The organism is Pseudonocardia sp. P1, assembly GCF_000178675.2.
Taxonomy (GTDB): domain Bacteria; phylum Actinomycetota; class Actinomycetes; order Mycobacteriales; family Pseudonocardiaceae; genus Pseudonocardia.
Window position 1 is genome coordinate 3,102,591 of sequence record NZ_ADUJ02000001.1, and the last position, 13,157, is coordinate 3,115,747.

Annotated in this window: 15 protein-coding genes; 5 read left to right on the top strand and 10 right to left on the bottom strand. The window is 73.9% G+C overall.

Features of this window, described 5'->3' with window-relative positions; all coding sequences use genetic code 11:
• Positions 1-59: 59 nt before the first annotated feature.
• The 6 genes from PP1_RS14000 to PP1_RS14025 all read right to left on the bottom strand — a co-directional run bounded on the left by PP1_RS14000 (position 60) and on the right by PP1_RS14025 (position 4,629).
• Entirely contained in the window at positions 60-602 is a 543-nt protein-coding gene (locus PP1_RS14000; RefSeq protein WP_033198741.1) for a YbaK/EbsC family protein, read from the bottom strand.
• A complete protein-coding gene (locus PP1_RS14005; protein WP_010224859.1) occupies positions 596-904 on the bottom strand; it encodes a DUF2516 family protein in 309 nt (102 codons plus the stop codon). The genes PP1_RS14000 and PP1_RS14005 overlap by 7 nt, the downstream gene beginning before the upstream one ends.
• A gap of 159 nt (positions 905-1,063) precedes the next feature.
• Positions 1,064-1,792 carry a hypothetical protein gene (locus tag PP1_RS14010; protein WP_033198738.1) on the bottom strand — a complete coding sequence of 243 codons (729 nt, stop codon included), beginning with the start codon at positions 1,790-1,792 and terminating at the stop codon, positions 1,064-1,066.
• Positions 1,793-1,797: 5 nt separating this feature from the next.
• Positions 1,798-2,289, bottom strand: a complete 492-nt coding sequence (locus PP1_RS14015; RefSeq protein WP_010224855.1) for a helix-turn-helix domain-containing protein — start codon at positions 2,287-2,289, stop codon at positions 1,798-1,800.
• 159 nt (positions 2,290-2,448) lie between these two features.
• Positions 2,449-3,792, bottom strand: a complete 1,344-nt coding sequence (locus tag PP1_RS14020) for a DUF445 domain-containing protein (RefSeq protein WP_010224853.1) — start codon at positions 3,790-3,792, stop codon at positions 2,449-2,451.
• Between the two features lie 327 nt (positions 3,793-4,119).
• Positions 4,120-4,629, bottom strand: coding sequence for a hypothetical protein (locus tag PP1_RS14025; protein WP_060574117.1), 510 nt, complete (start codon positions 4,627-4,629; stop codon positions 4,120-4,122).
• A 318-nt stretch (positions 4,630-4,947) separates the two neighbouring features.
• Between PP1_RS14025 and PP1_RS14030 the strand changes: the two genes are divergently transcribed.
• Entirely contained in the window at positions 4,948-5,721 is a 774-nt protein-coding gene (locus tag PP1_RS14030; protein WP_010243757.1) for a tryptophan-rich sensory protein, read from the top strand.
• A gap of 109 nt (positions 5,722-5,830) precedes the next feature.
• On the opposite strand, the gene PP1_RS14035 is transcribed toward PP1_RS14030, so the two are convergent.
• Positions 5,831-6,034, bottom strand: coding sequence for a cold-shock protein (locus PP1_RS14035; RefSeq protein WP_010243760.1), 204 nt, complete (start codon positions 6,032-6,034; stop codon positions 5,831-5,833).
• 641 nt (positions 6,035-6,675) lie between these two features.
• Between PP1_RS14035 and PP1_RS14040 the strand changes: the two genes are divergently transcribed.
• A complete protein-coding gene (locus PP1_RS14040) occupies positions 6,676-7,728 on the top strand; it encodes a hypothetical protein (protein WP_083697009.1) in 1,053 nt (350 codons plus the stop codon).
• A gap of 96 nt (positions 7,729-7,824) precedes the next feature.
• On the opposite strand, the gene mftR is transcribed toward PP1_RS14040, so the two are convergent.
• Entirely contained in the window at positions 7,825-8,463 is a 639-nt protein-coding gene (mftR, locus tag PP1_RS14045; protein ID WP_010229847.1) for a mycofactocin system transcriptional regulator, read from the bottom strand.
• A 242-nt stretch (positions 8,464-8,705) separates the two neighbouring features.
• Between mftR and PP1_RS14050 the strand changes: the two genes are divergently transcribed.
• From PP1_RS14050 to PP1_RS14060, 3 genes are all read left to right on the top strand, one after another.
• Positions 8,706-9,752 carry a sigma-70 family RNA polymerase sigma factor gene (locus tag PP1_RS14050; protein ID WP_010229849.1) on the top strand — a complete coding sequence of 349 codons (1,047 nt, stop codon included), beginning with the start codon at positions 8,706-8,708 and terminating at the stop codon, positions 9,750-9,752.
• Positions 9,753-9,864: 112 nt separating this feature from the next.
• Entirely contained in the window at positions 9,865-10,422 is a 558-nt protein-coding gene (locus tag PP1_RS14055; RefSeq protein ID WP_010229852.1) for an ATP-dependent Clp protease proteolytic subunit, read from the top strand.
• Between the two features lie 9 nt (positions 10,423-10,431).
• Positions 10,432-11,067 carry a MerR family transcriptional regulator gene (locus tag PP1_RS14060; protein ID WP_029239523.1) on the top strand — a complete coding sequence of 212 codons (636 nt, stop codon included), beginning with the start codon at positions 10,432-10,434 and terminating at the stop codon, positions 11,065-11,067.
• Here PP1_RS14060 and PP1_RS14065 read toward each other — a convergent pair.
• Entirely contained in the window at positions 11,046-12,005 is a 960-nt protein-coding gene (locus PP1_RS14065) for an endonuclease/exonuclease/phosphatase family protein (protein WP_075313937.1), read from the bottom strand. The two genes, PP1_RS14060 and PP1_RS14065, sit on opposite strands and share 22 nt — an antisense overlap.
• 40 nt (positions 12,006-12,045) lie before the next feature.
• Complete coding sequence (locus PP1_RS14070; protein WP_010243742.1) at positions 12,046-12,990, bottom strand: MBL fold metallo-hydrolase; 945 nt, start codon at positions 12,988-12,990, stop codon at positions 12,046-12,048.
• Positions 12,991-13,157 lie beyond the last annotated feature (167 nt).

The following is a 13,157-nucleotide window of genomic DNA, read 5'->3' on the forward strand; positions in this document are numbered from 1 at the left end:
CGGTGAGCCGGAACTGCTTCCGAAAGTTGAGTGGTGTCCGCTCAGGGCGAACACCGGGCTCAGCGCGCGAGGTCCTCCACGACCGTGGCGTTCGGCAGCGACGCCAGGAGATCGCCGGGGACAGCGAGCTTGCCGCCCCGGATCCCGCTGCCGACGACGACCGCGTCCGCCTCGACGACGCCCGGCGCGATCCACAGCGGCCAGTCGGCAGGGAGCCCGATCGGCGTGATCCCGCCGTAGGCCATCCCGGTCAGCGTGACGGCGTCGTCCATCGGCGCGAACGAGACCTTGCGGACGTCGAGCCGCTTCTTCACGACGCCGTTGACGTCCACCCTCGTCGTGGCGAGGGCGAGGCAGGCTGCGTACCGGACCTCACCCGCGCGCCTGCCCGCGACGACGACGCAGTTCGCCGCGCGGTCGAGCGGGGATCCGTAGGCCGCGCAGAACGCGGCGGTGTCGGCGAGCTCGGGGTCGATCTCGGCGACACCGATCCGGTCGGCGTCGAGATCCTTCAGCGCGCGGGCGACCGGGTCTGCCAGCAGGTCAGGGCGCCCGGTCGCGGGGACGGCGTCCAACGTCCCGAGGACCGGCCAGGTCACCAGCGGGGACCGCCGCCCTGGACCTCCATCACCGCCGGTTTCACGTCGACGATGTAGACGAGCACCGCCACCATCGCGGCCAGCCAGAACATGGCCCCGCCGTACATCGGGCCGCCGGTGATGATCAGCAGGAGCAGCCCGACGCCGGTGATGCCGAGCCAGGCGTTCTTGGTGAGCTTCCCGGCGGCGTTGAAGGCGTCCGCGCGCTGGCGCAGGGCGTGCAGGAACGCGTAGCCACCCAGCGGGAGCGCGAGGATCTTGATCCCGAAGACGATCCACTGATCGAGCGAGTACAGCAGTTCCACGGGCTCAGCGTACGGGCAGAGCGACCTTCGGTCACGCGGACTCCCGGCGATACGGACGGAAGCCGTGAACCACCTCGGGGAGACGACGAACGCCCCCGACGGCTCCGGGCCGTCGGGGGCGTTCGCGAGAAGATCACCGGGCGGTCCGCCCGGCCGGGCTCACTTCTTGGCGGTCGTGCTGGTGGTGCGGCGGGTCGCCGGCTTGCGGGCCGGAGTGCTCTTCGCACCGGTGGAGGTCTTCGGGTCGGTCTTCGCCGCGGTCTTGCGGGCGGTGGAGCGCGTGGTGGACGCGACCTCGTCACCGGCCTCGGTGATGGCCTCGGCGGCGTCCTTCGACACCTCGGTCACGGCCTCGGCGGCCTCACCGGCCGCGGTCTGGGTCCGGCGCGCGACCTTCTCGCCGACCGAGCGGGTCTGGGTGGTGACCGTGTCGAGCGCCTTGGCCGCGGCGTCGTGGGTCTCGTCCACGAAGCCGTCGACGCGGGCGTCGAACTTCTCGGTCAGGTCCTCGACCGTGTCGATCGCGTTCTTGACCTGCGGCTGCTTGCGCAGCTTGCCCCAGGCCTTCTCGCCACGCTGGGCGAAGCCGACGTAGACGCCCTCGACCTCGGAGCGGAACTCCTCGACCTGCTTGCGCAGGCTGTCGGAGGACAGCTTGCCGCGCAGCTCCTTGAGCTCCTCCGGGAACTCCTGGACGCGGGTCTGCACCTCCTCCGCGCGCTGGGTCGCGGTGGTGCGGACGTCGGTGACGGCCTTGGACACGGTCGTGTAGGCGTAGTCGCCGACGCCGATGACGGCCATCAGCGGCGTGCGGGCGACCTCGGCCTGCTCGGCGGTCTGCTCACGCAGCTTCTTCACGTCGGCACTGGTCGGGAGGTTCACGGCCATGGTGATCACTTCCTCGTCTCGATGGAGTGGGGGGTGTCGTCGGGGAGGCCGTTCTCCCTGCGGAACGACTCGTACACGTCGAGCAGCACGCGTTTCTGCCGCTCGCTGAGGGTCGGATCGGTGAGCACCGCGTCGGTCACCTTGCCTGCGGGGCGCTCCTCGAGGATCCCGGCGCGGACGTACAGCGCCTCGGCCGAGATCCGCAGCCCTTTCGCGATCTGCTGCAGGATCTCCGCGGACGGCTTGCGGAGTCCGCGCTCGACCTGACTCAGGTAGGGGTTGCTCACCCCCGCCGAGCGGGCCAGCTGACGCATGGAGACCTGTGCGGCCTCCCGCTGGGACCGGATGTAGGACCCGATGTCCTCCACCGCGTGCCCGACGGCCTGCTGGGCCTGCCCGACGACCTGGCCGACGTGCTCGACGGCGGCCTGGCCTACTCGATCGGTGGGCTCGACGGTCTTCCGGTCACCGCTGCCGGGCTTCGGCTGGGTGGCCATCCGTCTCGCCTCCGGTTCGATCCGTTCCTCACTGACAGATTCGACCGTACGCCCGGGTGCTAACTCTTGCAAGCACAGTGCTAGCGCAGGTGACGTGGCCTGCGCCACGTTCGTGACAGGGGGATGGCGATGGCGTGACGCCGCAGTGAGACGGCCGCGTCAGCCGATGACCAACTCCCCGACGGCGTGGATCACCAGGCCGGCCAGCGCCCCCACGACGGTGCCGTTGATCCGGATCCACTGCAGGTCCCGGCCGACCTGCAGCTCGATCTTGCGGGAGGTCTCCTCGGCGTCCCAGCGGGCCACCGTGTCGGTGATCAGCGTGGTGATCTGGTGCCGGTAGTGCCGCACGACGTAGCACGCGGCGTCGGCCATCCAGCCGTCCAGCTTGGCGGCGAGCTCGCGGTCCCGGCCGAGCCGACGGCCGAAGGCCATGAGCCCGTCACGCACGCGCAGCCGCAGCTCGTTGGACGGGTCGTCGGCGGCGTCGAGCACCATGCCCTTGACGACCGTCCAGGCCCGGCCGATGAAGTGCTGCACCTCCGGGTGCTCGACGACCTGGCGCTTGACCTGCTCGGCGCGGTCCATCGTCGTCGCGTCGTGCTGGAGGTCCTGGGCGAACTCGGCGAGGTAGCGGTCGACCGCGTGGCGCAGCGGGTGCTGCGGATCGGTCTTGACCGCCCAGGCGTAACCGCGGATCTCGGCGAAGAGCTTGTCGGCGACCATGTCGTCGACGAACCGCGGTGTCCACGACGGCGCCCGGTCGTGCACCACCCGCAGCACCATGTCCTGGTTGTCGGCGACCCAGTCGTAGGCGCGGTCGCAGACGAGGTCGACCAGTCTCCGGTGCGCGCCGTCGGCCAGGACCCCCTCCAGGGCCTTGCCCATCGGCGGGCCGACGGGGATCTCGAGCAGCTTCCGGACGGCGACGGTCTCGATGACGTTCTGCACGTCCTCGTCGCGCAGCACCATGACGAGGGCGCGCGCCGCGGTGACGAGCTCGGTGGTGACGCGGTCGGCGTTGGCCTGCTGCCCGATCCAGCGCCCGACCTGCTCGCTGACCCCGACCGACTCCAGCTTCTCGCGGACCACGGCCTCGGACAGGAAGTTCTCGCCGACGAAGTCGCCGAGACTGTCGCCGATCGTGTCCTTCTTGCGCGGGATGATCGCGGTGTGCGGGATCGGCAGCCGCAGGGGGTGCCGGAACAGCGCGGTGACGGCGAACCAGTCGGCGAGCGCGCCCACCATGCCCGCCTCGGCGCTCGCCCGCAGGTAGGACGCCCAGGCCAGCCCCTGGACCACCTCCAGGTACTTGGCGAGGAAGAAGACGATCGTCGCCCCGACGAGGAACCCGGTCGCGACCATCTTCATGCGGCGCAGGTCGCGACGCTTCTGCTCGTCGCCGGGGCCGAAGCCACCGAGCGGGGTCGAGGGGATCGAACCGACGGTCCGGTCCCGCGGCGGGATCGGTGCCGGGCGCTCCGGCGCGCGGGAGGTCTGCACGACTCCATAGTGCCGCGCGACTCCGACAGCGGCCGCCGGGGTGGGCCGGGGAGGACTCCGGGTGATCCCGGACGACGATCCGGCCGGGCCCGGGAATCATCCCTCCGGGCCCGGCCGTCGCCGGCGGTGCGGCTGCTCGGCGGGGTCGCGAGGCGAGCCCGCCCGGCGAGGGAGAAGTGCCCCCTCGGGCGCCGCTACCGGTGCGCGCCGCCGGGCCGGTCCCGGCACCCGCCGCGAGGGACGGGCGACATCGGGACGACTCCGGGCCGGCGGTGCGCCGGACGCGCGGGCCGGGCCGATGTCCGGGCCGGGCCGCGCGGGTCGGGATCAGCGCTGCAGCACGCCGACCTCGTCCTGGCCGATCGCTGCGGTCGACGACGCCGCGGCGCGCTGCCGGACGGCGTCCGCGACCGCGTCGACGACGACCGAGGCCTCGGGCACGCGGTACCCGACGCGGGCCGGCGCGACGCGCCACTGCACCCAGCCGTCGGGGCGCTCGGTCGGCGGTGCGACGACGCCGATGCCGTCGGTGTGCAGCACGACGTCGGTGTGCAGGCTGAGCTCTGCGGGCAGCGCGTGCCGCGGACTCATGGGGAACCACCATGTGCCCTCGGGGGTCGCGGCCACCGGGACGACCTCACCGGCCTCCCGGAGCGTCCGGCACACCACGCGGCCTATCGCCGCCGGGACCTCGACGACGTCGAGCACGTCGCCGGTGACCAGGAGTACGTCGGAGCCGAGGCCCGGAACGAGGGGCCAGCCGTGGTCGGCGTACTCGTGTGCCGCTGCGCGCAGCTCCGCGCCGTAGACGGCTCGGTAGCTGTCCCACCAGGACATCAGGGATCCACTTCCTTCCGTGTGACGGACACCGCCGTGGTGTCCTCTGTGAAGTGCAACACCAGGATGCAGGCTCCGGGCACACCTCCGCGACCGGTTCGCGGCGAGGGCGCGGACCCGCGAGACGAGCGGGAACGACCGACCGCACGGCGTCGCGACCGCCGGTGAGCGGCAGGTGACCGGGCGGAGCGGGCCGACGACCGGTGGCAACCCCCGGGACTCCGGGCGCCACACCGGTCGTCGCACCGCTCGACATGCCTCGTCAGTGAACTGTCTTTACGATCGAGAGGATTATCGGGCGATCAGGAGGAGACCGACATGACGACGATCGGGGGCACCGGCACGGCGACCCGCGCCGACACGGTGCGGACGTGGGCGGTGCTGGGAGCGGCGGTGCTGCAGACGGTGGCGGGCTCGCTGGGTGGCAGCGGGTTCTTCGGGGAGTCGCAGCGGGTCCTGTCGGACCGCTACCCGTCCCTGCTGACGCCGGCGACGATCGCCTTCTCCGTCTGGCCGGTGATCTACCTGGCCCTGCTGCTGTTCGCCGTCCACCAGTCCCTCCCGGGACAGCGGTCGCGGCCGGTGCACCGCGCCACCGGGTGGCTGTTCGTCGCGACGGCCGTGCTCAACGCGGGCTGGATCGTCGTCTTCTCCCAGGAGCTCCTCGGCCTGGCGCAGCTGATGATCGTCGCACTGCTGGTCGTACTCGCCGTCGCACTGCGGCGGCTCACCGCGGTCCCCGCGGACGGAGTGGTCGACCGGCTGCTCGTGCACGGGCCGTGGGCGTTCTACGCGGGCTGGGTCTCGGCGGCCACCGTCGCGGGGCTCTCCGTGACGCTGACCTACTGGGGTGCCGCACTCGGCCCGGTCCCGGCGGCGGCGCTGCTCCTCGTGGCGGCGGCCGCGTTCGGGTACGCGACGCGGCTGACCACGGCGGCGGTGCCGTACGCGGCGACGGTGGTGTGGGCGCTGGTCTGGGTGGCGGCCGCGTCGGTCGCCGTCGTCACGGTCGTCGCGGTGCTCGGCGCGCTCGCGGTCGTCACGGTCGCGGTCCTGCGCACGCGCGAGGGCGTGCGCGCGGCGTTCGGCTGACCGTCCACAGGGGACGGCGGCCGGAGACCCCGGAGACGCGGACGGCGCCGGTGCTCCACGGAGGAGCGCCGGCGCCGTCGGCACACGCGGGGTCGTACCCCGCGGGAAGTCAGATCACGCGGACCGTGTCGGCCTGCGGGCCCTTCTTACCCTGGCTGGACTGGAAGTCGACCCGCTGGTTCTCCTCCAGGGTACGGAACCCGTTGGCCTCGATCGCGGAGTAGTGGACGAAAACGTCCGGTCCCTCGTCGTCGGTGGCGATGAAGCCGAAGCCCTTCTCGGCGTTGAACCACTTGACGGTGCCCTGCGGCATAACTGTGTCCTTCTCAGATGGAGCGGTTCCGGGCCTCACTGCGAGGCACCGGAGGTCGCGCGGGCATCGTCGGATGACACATCCGCATCACCGGCGAAGCCCACCGTCACAACTTCCACACGGACGCTTCACGGCGATCGGGAGAAGAACGACTGCAACCAGCGCGGACGCTACCACTCTCCGCGTCGCGACGGACCCCACCCGACGTTTCCCGATCACACGACTCCCCCGCTCCCCTGACATCCCACCCGCACCACGGCCTTTCACGGACAGTGAGACGAGGCCCCGAAAACGGGCACGGCCGGTCACCATGTCCCCCGACGAGTGAATGCGGGGCCCTTTCCATGCCGACGGGTGAGCACTCGGCGCTCGGAGCCCCCAGGACGGGTGACGGACGGCGTCCGGCCCCGCCGACGACCCCTTCAGTCCCCCGAACGGGGTCCCCCGTTCCGGGCTCGTCACCGCTCGCAACGGTCGCTCTGTGACCGACGGGACGGACGTGACGGGTGTGGCCACTATCGGGTCACTGGTGGAACACGCCTGGTCACCGCAAGCTCTGCGCCGTCAGTCACCGTGCAGCAGCAGCGCCCACTGGAGAGAACGTGCGATCCCGAGTCACCACTTCCGTCGCCCTCACCCTCATGATCGGCACCCTGGGTGTCTGCGGTGCCGGCGTGGCCGGCGCTGCCGAGCCCGTCCGCGTCCCCGCAGCACCGGCCTCGCTCTCGGCCCCCGCCCAGCCGGCCGCCCCGCAGAGCTCGAACGACGGCCCGCTGGACCGGCTGTTCGACACCCTCTTCGGGGGCTCGTCCGTCGACGACCCCGCCGACCCGGCCGACCTCGACACCGTCGACGCCGCAGCACCGGCGGTACCCGGTGCGGTCCCCGCCGTGCCGCAGGCGGGCGTCCCGGCCGACGTCCCCGTGCCGGGAGCACCCGCGGTGCCCGGCGCACCGGCGGTCCCGCAGGCCCCTGCCGCCCCGGCGGTCCCGCCGGCGCCGGCGGTGCCCGGTGCTCCGCAGGTCACGGCGCCGGAGCTGCCGCAGGCTCCCGCGGCACCGGGTGTGGCGCAGGCTCCGGGCGTCCCCGGCAGCCCCGCTGTTCCGGCCGCCCCCGCGGTCCCGGCTGCTCCCGCAGTCCCCGCGGCCCCGGCCGTCCCCGCGACCCCGGCCGTCCCGGGGGCCGCCGCACCGGCAGTGGTGGCGGCCCAGGAGTCCCCGGCCGACGTCGTCCAGCAGGTGGCCGACGAGCCGCCGGCCGCCCCGGCGGTGCCCGGCGCTCCGCAGGCGCCCGCCGTCCCCGCCGTCCCCGGCGCTCCGGCCGCCCCCGCCGTCCCGGCCGACCCGCAGGTCCCCGCGGTGCCGGCCGCGCCGCAGGCCCCCGCCGTCCCGGGCGCTCCCGCGGTCCCGCAGGTCCCGGGCGCACCGGCCGCCCCGCAGGTCCCCGCCGCACCGGCAGTGCCCGCCGCGCCTGCCGTGCCGGCCGCACCTGCCGTCCCGCAGGCTCCGGCGGTCCCGGGCGCGCCGCAGGCCCCGGCCGTCCCGGGTGCCCCGGCGGCACCGGAGGTCCCCGCGGGCGCGGCCCAGGAGGCTCCGGCCACCCCGGGTACCGACACCGCCGCGGCGACGGAGCCGGCCGAGACCTCCCCGTCGAAGCCGAGCCTGTGGGAGCGGCTGTTCGGCAGCCCGCGCTGACCGCGACGGGCTCCACCGCGCCGACGGCGTCCCGCACCCGCGGGGCGCCGTCGCGCCGCGTCCGCCGTCCGTGTCCCGCCGCGCACCGGGGTGGCGTCACCCCAGGTCGGCCGCCCAGCCCTGGGTGAGGGAGCCGAACACGTCGTCGAGGAGATCGGCGAGCTCGGCGCCGTCGTCGGCCAGCCAGTGCTCGTAGGCGGCGAGGCAGACGCCCAGGCAGGCGTGCCCGAGGCTCTGCGGCACCAGGCCGGACGACGGCTCCCCCCGTCGCTCGGCGACGTGGTCGGCGACGACCTGCCGCCAGGCCGCGTAGCGGAGCGTGGAGTGCGCCTGCAGGGCAGGTGTCTCCAGGATCAGCCGCAGCCGCCTGCGGTGCCACGGCTGCTCGTCGGGGTCCACGTGGTTGAACTCGAGCACCGCCCGGCGGATGCCCTCCAGCACGGGCAGGTCCGGTGACTGCGCGGCGAGCACCGCCCGCATCCGGACGAGCTGCTCGTCGAAGGCTCCCCAGGCGACGTCGTTCTTGGACGCGTAGTACCGGAAGAACGTGCGACGGCCGATGCCGGCGGCGTGGGCGACGTCGTCGACGGTCGTGTGGTCGAAGCCCTGCTCGCTGAACATCTCCAGCGCGATGTGCTCGATCTCGTACCGGGACGTCACGGGACGCCGGCCTGCCCGGCGCAGGCCGGACGTGCCACCGGGATGGTCTGTGCCGTTCTCGGCCGTCGCCGACATCGCCGCGTTCCCCGAGTCCTCCGGGCCCCGCTCAGGTAGTTCGGACGCGCCCGGGAGGCCGTGCGGGCGCCGATGCCCCGATCATTCCACGTCACCCGCCCGCGCGGGTCCGCCTCCGCCCTAGGAGGCCCCGCTCACCGGAAAGCTCTCCACATTGTCGGTGGGTCACGGCACACTCGCGCACAGACGGACCGGGATCGCCCCGGGTCACCGGAGACGGGGACGTCGCGAGGGGGAACGGCATGAGCGCACCCACCCGGGCCGGAGGCGGCCTCGACCAGGCCGACGACCGGCCGCTCGACCTGCAGATCGAGGACTACCGGCGCGAACTCACCGGCTACTGCTACCGCATGCTCGGATCCGCGTTCGAGGCGGAGGACGCGGTCCAGGACACGATGGTCCGTGCCTGGAAGGGCCTGGCGAAGTTCGACGGCCGGTCCTCGCTGCGGTCCTGGCTCTACCGGATCGCCACGAACGTCTGCATCGACGCGCTGAACGGCCGCAAGCGCCGCGCCGTGCCGATGGACCTCGGCGCACCCGGCGCACCGGTCGCGGAGTCGCTGCGCGAGCCGTTGCCCGACGCCGACTGGCTCGAACCGATGCCCGACGCCCGGGTCTCGACCCCCGCGGGCGACCCGGCGGAGAAGGCCGTCGCCAAGGAGACCATCCGGCTGGCCTTCATCGCCGCCCTGCAGCACCTGCCGGCCCGCCAGCGCGCGGTGCTGATCCTGCGCGAGGTGCTGTGCTGGAAGGCCGCCGAGGTCGCCGAGCTGCTCGGCACGACGGTGGCCTCGGTGAACAGCGCGCTGCAGCGGGCCAGGGCCACCCTCTCCGAGCAGGGTGTCTCGGAGGCCGCCCCCGGTACGAGCCCGGTCACGGACCCGGCGCAGACCGAGCTGCTGATGCGGTACATGGCCGCGTTCGAGGCGTTCGACATGGAGGCGCTGACCGCGCTGCTGCACGAGGACGTCGAGCAGAACATGCCCCCGCTGGAGCTGTGGTTCCGCGGCCGGGAGGACGTCATCGCGTGGATGGCGACCGGCCCGGGCCAGGGCTGCCGCGGCTCGCGGGTCGCCCCGGTCGAGATCAACGGCACGGTCGGGTTCGCCCAGTGGAAGCCGTCCGGGCCGGACGGCGAGTTCGAGGCGTGGGGCATCCAGGCACTGCGCATCGAGGACGGCCGGGTCACCGGGCTCAGCATCTTCCTGAACAAGGACCTGTTCGCCTACTTCGGGCTGCCGGTGAAGCTGGCCGACAAGCCGGAGCTGTGGGAGCCCAAGGTGGTCTGACCGGTTCCCCGCTCGCCGCGGGCGAACATCGTCAGCCCAGGGCGGAATCGCAGGTCACGGGCGCGGGGGCGACCTAGCGTCGGGGTCGGAACACCGAGAACGGAGGCCCCCGATGCCCGTCCTGCCGACCACGTCCGACCTCGCCGACCGGCTCCTCGGCGAGCGGATCGTGCTGCTGTCCCGCGAGCTCGACGACGACGTCGCCGCCGAGACCTGCGGCCGACTGCTCCTGCTCGCCGCGGAGGACCCGCGCCGGGACGTGACCTTGCAGGTCCTCTCCCCCGGCGGCTCACCGGTCGCCGCTGCGGCGGTGCACGACACCATCCGGGCACTCGGCGTCGACGTGGTCACCGTCGCGAACGGGTCGCTGGCCGGTCCGGCTCCGTTCCTCGTCGCGGCCGGCACCCCGGGGAAGCGGTTCGCGCTGCCGCACGCGTCGTTCCGCATCCCGGACCCGGAGGACACCGGGCAGGCGCCGGTCCGCGGGGCGCACCCCGGTGACGTCCGGGTCCGTGCGGACCATCTGGCCCGGCGGCGCGCCGAGATCGACGCGCTGACCGAGCGGTACTGCGGGGGTTCGCTGCCGGGCGACGCGCGGGAGCGGTGGCTCACCGCGGGTGACGCCGCAGCCGCGGGCCTCGTCGATCACGTCCGTGGAGCGGATAGCTAGTCTCTCCACGTGCGCGTCTCGGAGTTGTCCCGCTCATCGGGCGTCCCGGTGGCGACGATCAAGTACTACCTGCGCGAGGGGCTGCTGCACCGCGGCGAGCCGACCTCGCCGAACCAGGCCCGCTACGACGACACCCATCTGAGCCGGCTGCGCCTGGTCCGGGCCCTGGTGGAGGTCGGCGGCCTGCCGATCGCCGTCGTGAAGGACGTGCTGGTCGCCGTCGACGACCCGGACACCGGTCTGCACCAGATGCTCGGGCGCACCGTGTACGCCGTCACCGGAACCGGCCCCGACGACGACGGCGGCCCCTGGGCCGAGCACGCCGACTCCGACCTCCGGGCGGTCGCCGCGCACGCCGGCTGGACGCTGTCGGAGCAGGCCCCCGCACTGGCCGGGGCACGCAGCGTCCTGGCCCGGATGCACGAGCTCGGCCACGCCCCCGGCACACGGACCCTGCAGCTGTGGGCGGAGGCTGCTGACCTGGCGGCCGCGGGCGACCTGGAGGCCGTCGCCCACAGCGGGAGCCGCGAGGAGGTGGCGGAGACGGCGCTGGTCGGGACGGTCCTGGGCGACGCCCTGCTCGCCGCACTGCGCCGGATCGCGCAGGAGAACCACTCCCGGCGTCAGTACCCGTCCGGCGCCTGACCGGGCAGCGCGACCCGCACGAGCACGGCGCGGTGGTCGCTGCCCGGCAGCTCGCGCACCGCGTACCGGTGGGTGCTGCTGCGGCGCGGCACCAGGACGTGGTCGATCCGGATGCCCGCCCACCGCGGCCACGACGACGGGAACGTCCCCGCCGCGCCGTGCCCGGTCCCCTCGGCGACGTCCCGGCACCCGCCGAGTGCGACGCGCAGCCGCCGGTGGTCGAGCACCGCGTTGAGATCGCCGGCGACGATCGGTGCGGGCCGCGCCCGGGTCCAGCTCCCGATCAGCGCGAGCTCGTCGCGCCAGGACGCCAGCCGGCGCGGGTCGGTCGGCGCGGAGGTGTGCACCGCGTACAGCGTGCGGGGCCCGAGCAGCCCGCCGGTGACCTCGAGGTGCGGCAACCGCATGCCCTCCCCCGGGCGGACCTCGACCTCCCCGGCGCGCGGCGCGGCGAGGACGACCGTGCCCCGGCCCTCGGGCACCCCTGGCGGGACCGACGACCAGCCGCGGTAACCGTCCAGCAGCGGGAGCAGCGCGTCGCGGTAGCCGGCACCGGCCTCGGGAAGCACCGCGAGGTCGGGCCGTTCGGCGGCGATCAGGGCGGCGAGTGCGGTGCGGTCGGCGCGCCCGAGCAGCACGTTCGCGACGAGCACGGTGACGACGGGCCCACCGGCCGCGTACGACGGCGGGCGGCGCGACAGCCGTCGCACCGCGGGGGCCGTGCCCACCAGCCCTGCCGCGACGGCCGCCGTCGCGGGCACCCGTCGTCCGGCCAGGGCGAGCACACCGGCCACACCGAGCGCCGCGGTACCGAGGTGCGGCCGGACGGCCGTGGCGCCGACCCGGGCGGAGCCGCGGTCGATCCGCCACCGGGCGGGGAGCATCTGCATCGTCGTACGCAGGGTGGCGTCGACGGTCCGCTGGACACGCTGGAACACAGCCGATCAACGGCCGGCGACGCGTGCCGGTTCCGCGCGCTCAGGCCCGGCAGGTGAGCGGGCGGCCGCCGTTGTACTCGACCATCTCGGCCAGCGCGGTGATCACGTCGATCGGGGCGCCGCGGACGGTGCCGTCGAGCTCGGCACACGCCCGGTGCAGGTTCCCGACGATCCGTTCGGCGTCCGGCCACTCCGCGAAGCGCCCCAGGTCGGCCTCCAGTGCGGCGTCCAGCGGCGGGATGCCGGCGTCGAGCGCCTCCTCGGCCAGGTCCACGACGAACCGCAGGTAGTCGAGGGTGTCGTGGACGGGGCCGTCGCCGTGGAAGACGGGTCCGTGCCCGGGGACCGTCGTCTCGGCGCCGAGCGGGAGCAGCACGTGCTCGAGGACGTCGATCGCCCCGGTCACCGACCCCATCAGCAGGAACGGCGTGCCACCGTGGAAGACGAGGTCCCCGCAGTAGAGCAGGGAACGGTCCGGCACGTGGACGACGACGTCGTTCGTGGTGTGCGCGGGCGTCCCGACGTGCAGCACCTCGGCCCGCAGGTCCCCCAGGTGCAGCGTGATCCGGTCGGTGAAGGTCAGGAACGGTGGGTCGAGCGGCAGCGAACCCCAGTCGGGGTGGTCCCAGAACGGCAGGTCACGGGGCGGTCCGAAGGCGATCATCTCCTCGCGGGCGCGCTCGTGGGCGACGATCGTCGCGGACGGGAACACCGCGTTGCCCCAGGTGTGGTCGCCGTGGTGGTGGGTGTTGACCAGCGTCCGGACCGGGAGGTCGGTGACGCCGGCGACCGCCGCCGCGAAGGCCCGGGTGCGGCGCTCGGTGGAGCACGAGTCGACGACGACGGCACCCTGCGGCCCGACGAGGAGCCCGGTGTTGTTGATCCACCAGGTCCCGTCCGGCTGGACGTAGGCGAAGAGCCCGTCCGAGACCTCCTCGAGCCGGGGCGGGCCGGGGACGGTGATGTCGTGCGGCTGCGTGCTCATGCCGACGATCCTGGACCGCCCGGACCGATCGGGCACGCACCCGAGTGGCCCACCGCCCGCTTCGCACGGGATCGCGTCGTTCGCACGGGGTCGGATCCCGTGCGAGCGATCCGATCCCGTGCGAACCCGGTCCGGGCACCGCCGCGATGAGTTCACGGCGGGGCGCA

Excerpts from the sequence above, each read along its gene's own strand:
- PP1_RS14010 (WP_033198738.1), bottom strand. The coding sequence starts at position 1,792 with ATGGCCGTGAACCTCCCGACCAGTGCCGACGTGAAGAAGCTGCGTGAG.
- mftR (WP_010229847.1), bottom strand. The coding sequence starts at position 8,463 with ATGTCGGCGACGGCCGAGAACGGCACAGACCATCCCGGTGGCACGTCC.
- PP1_RS14025 (WP_060574117.1), bottom strand. The coding sequence starts at position 4,629 with ATGTCCTGGTGGGACAGCTACCGAGCCGTCTACGGCGCGGAGCTGCGC.
- PP1_RS14040 (WP_083697009.1), top strand. The coding sequence starts at position 6,676 with ATGATCGGCACCCTGGGTGTCTGCGGTGCCGGCGTGGCCGGCGCTGCC.
- PP1_RS14050 (WP_010229849.1), top strand. The coding sequence starts at position 8,706 with ATGAGCGCACCCACCCGGGCCGGAGGCGGCCTCGACCAGGCCGACGAC.
- PP1_RS14035 (WP_010243760.1), bottom strand. The coding sequence starts at position 6,034 with ATGCCGCAGGGCACCGTCAAGTGGTTCAACGCCGAGAAGGGCTTCGGC.
- PP1_RS14030 (WP_010243757.1), top strand. The coding sequence starts at position 4,948 with ATGACGACGATCGGGGGCACCGGCACGGCGACCCGCGCCGACACGGTG.
- PP1_RS14070 (WP_010243742.1), bottom strand. The coding sequence starts at position 12,990 with ATGAGCACGCAGCCGCACGACATCACCGTCCCCGGCCCGCCCCGGCTC.
- PP1_RS14055 (WP_010229852.1), top strand. The coding sequence starts at position 9,865 with ATGCCCGTCCTGCCGACCACGTCCGACCTCGCCGACCGGCTCCTCGGC.
- PP1_RS14015 (WP_010224855.1), bottom strand. The coding sequence starts at position 2,289 with ATGGCCACCCAGCCGAAGCCCGGCAGCGGTGACCGGAAGACCGTCGAG.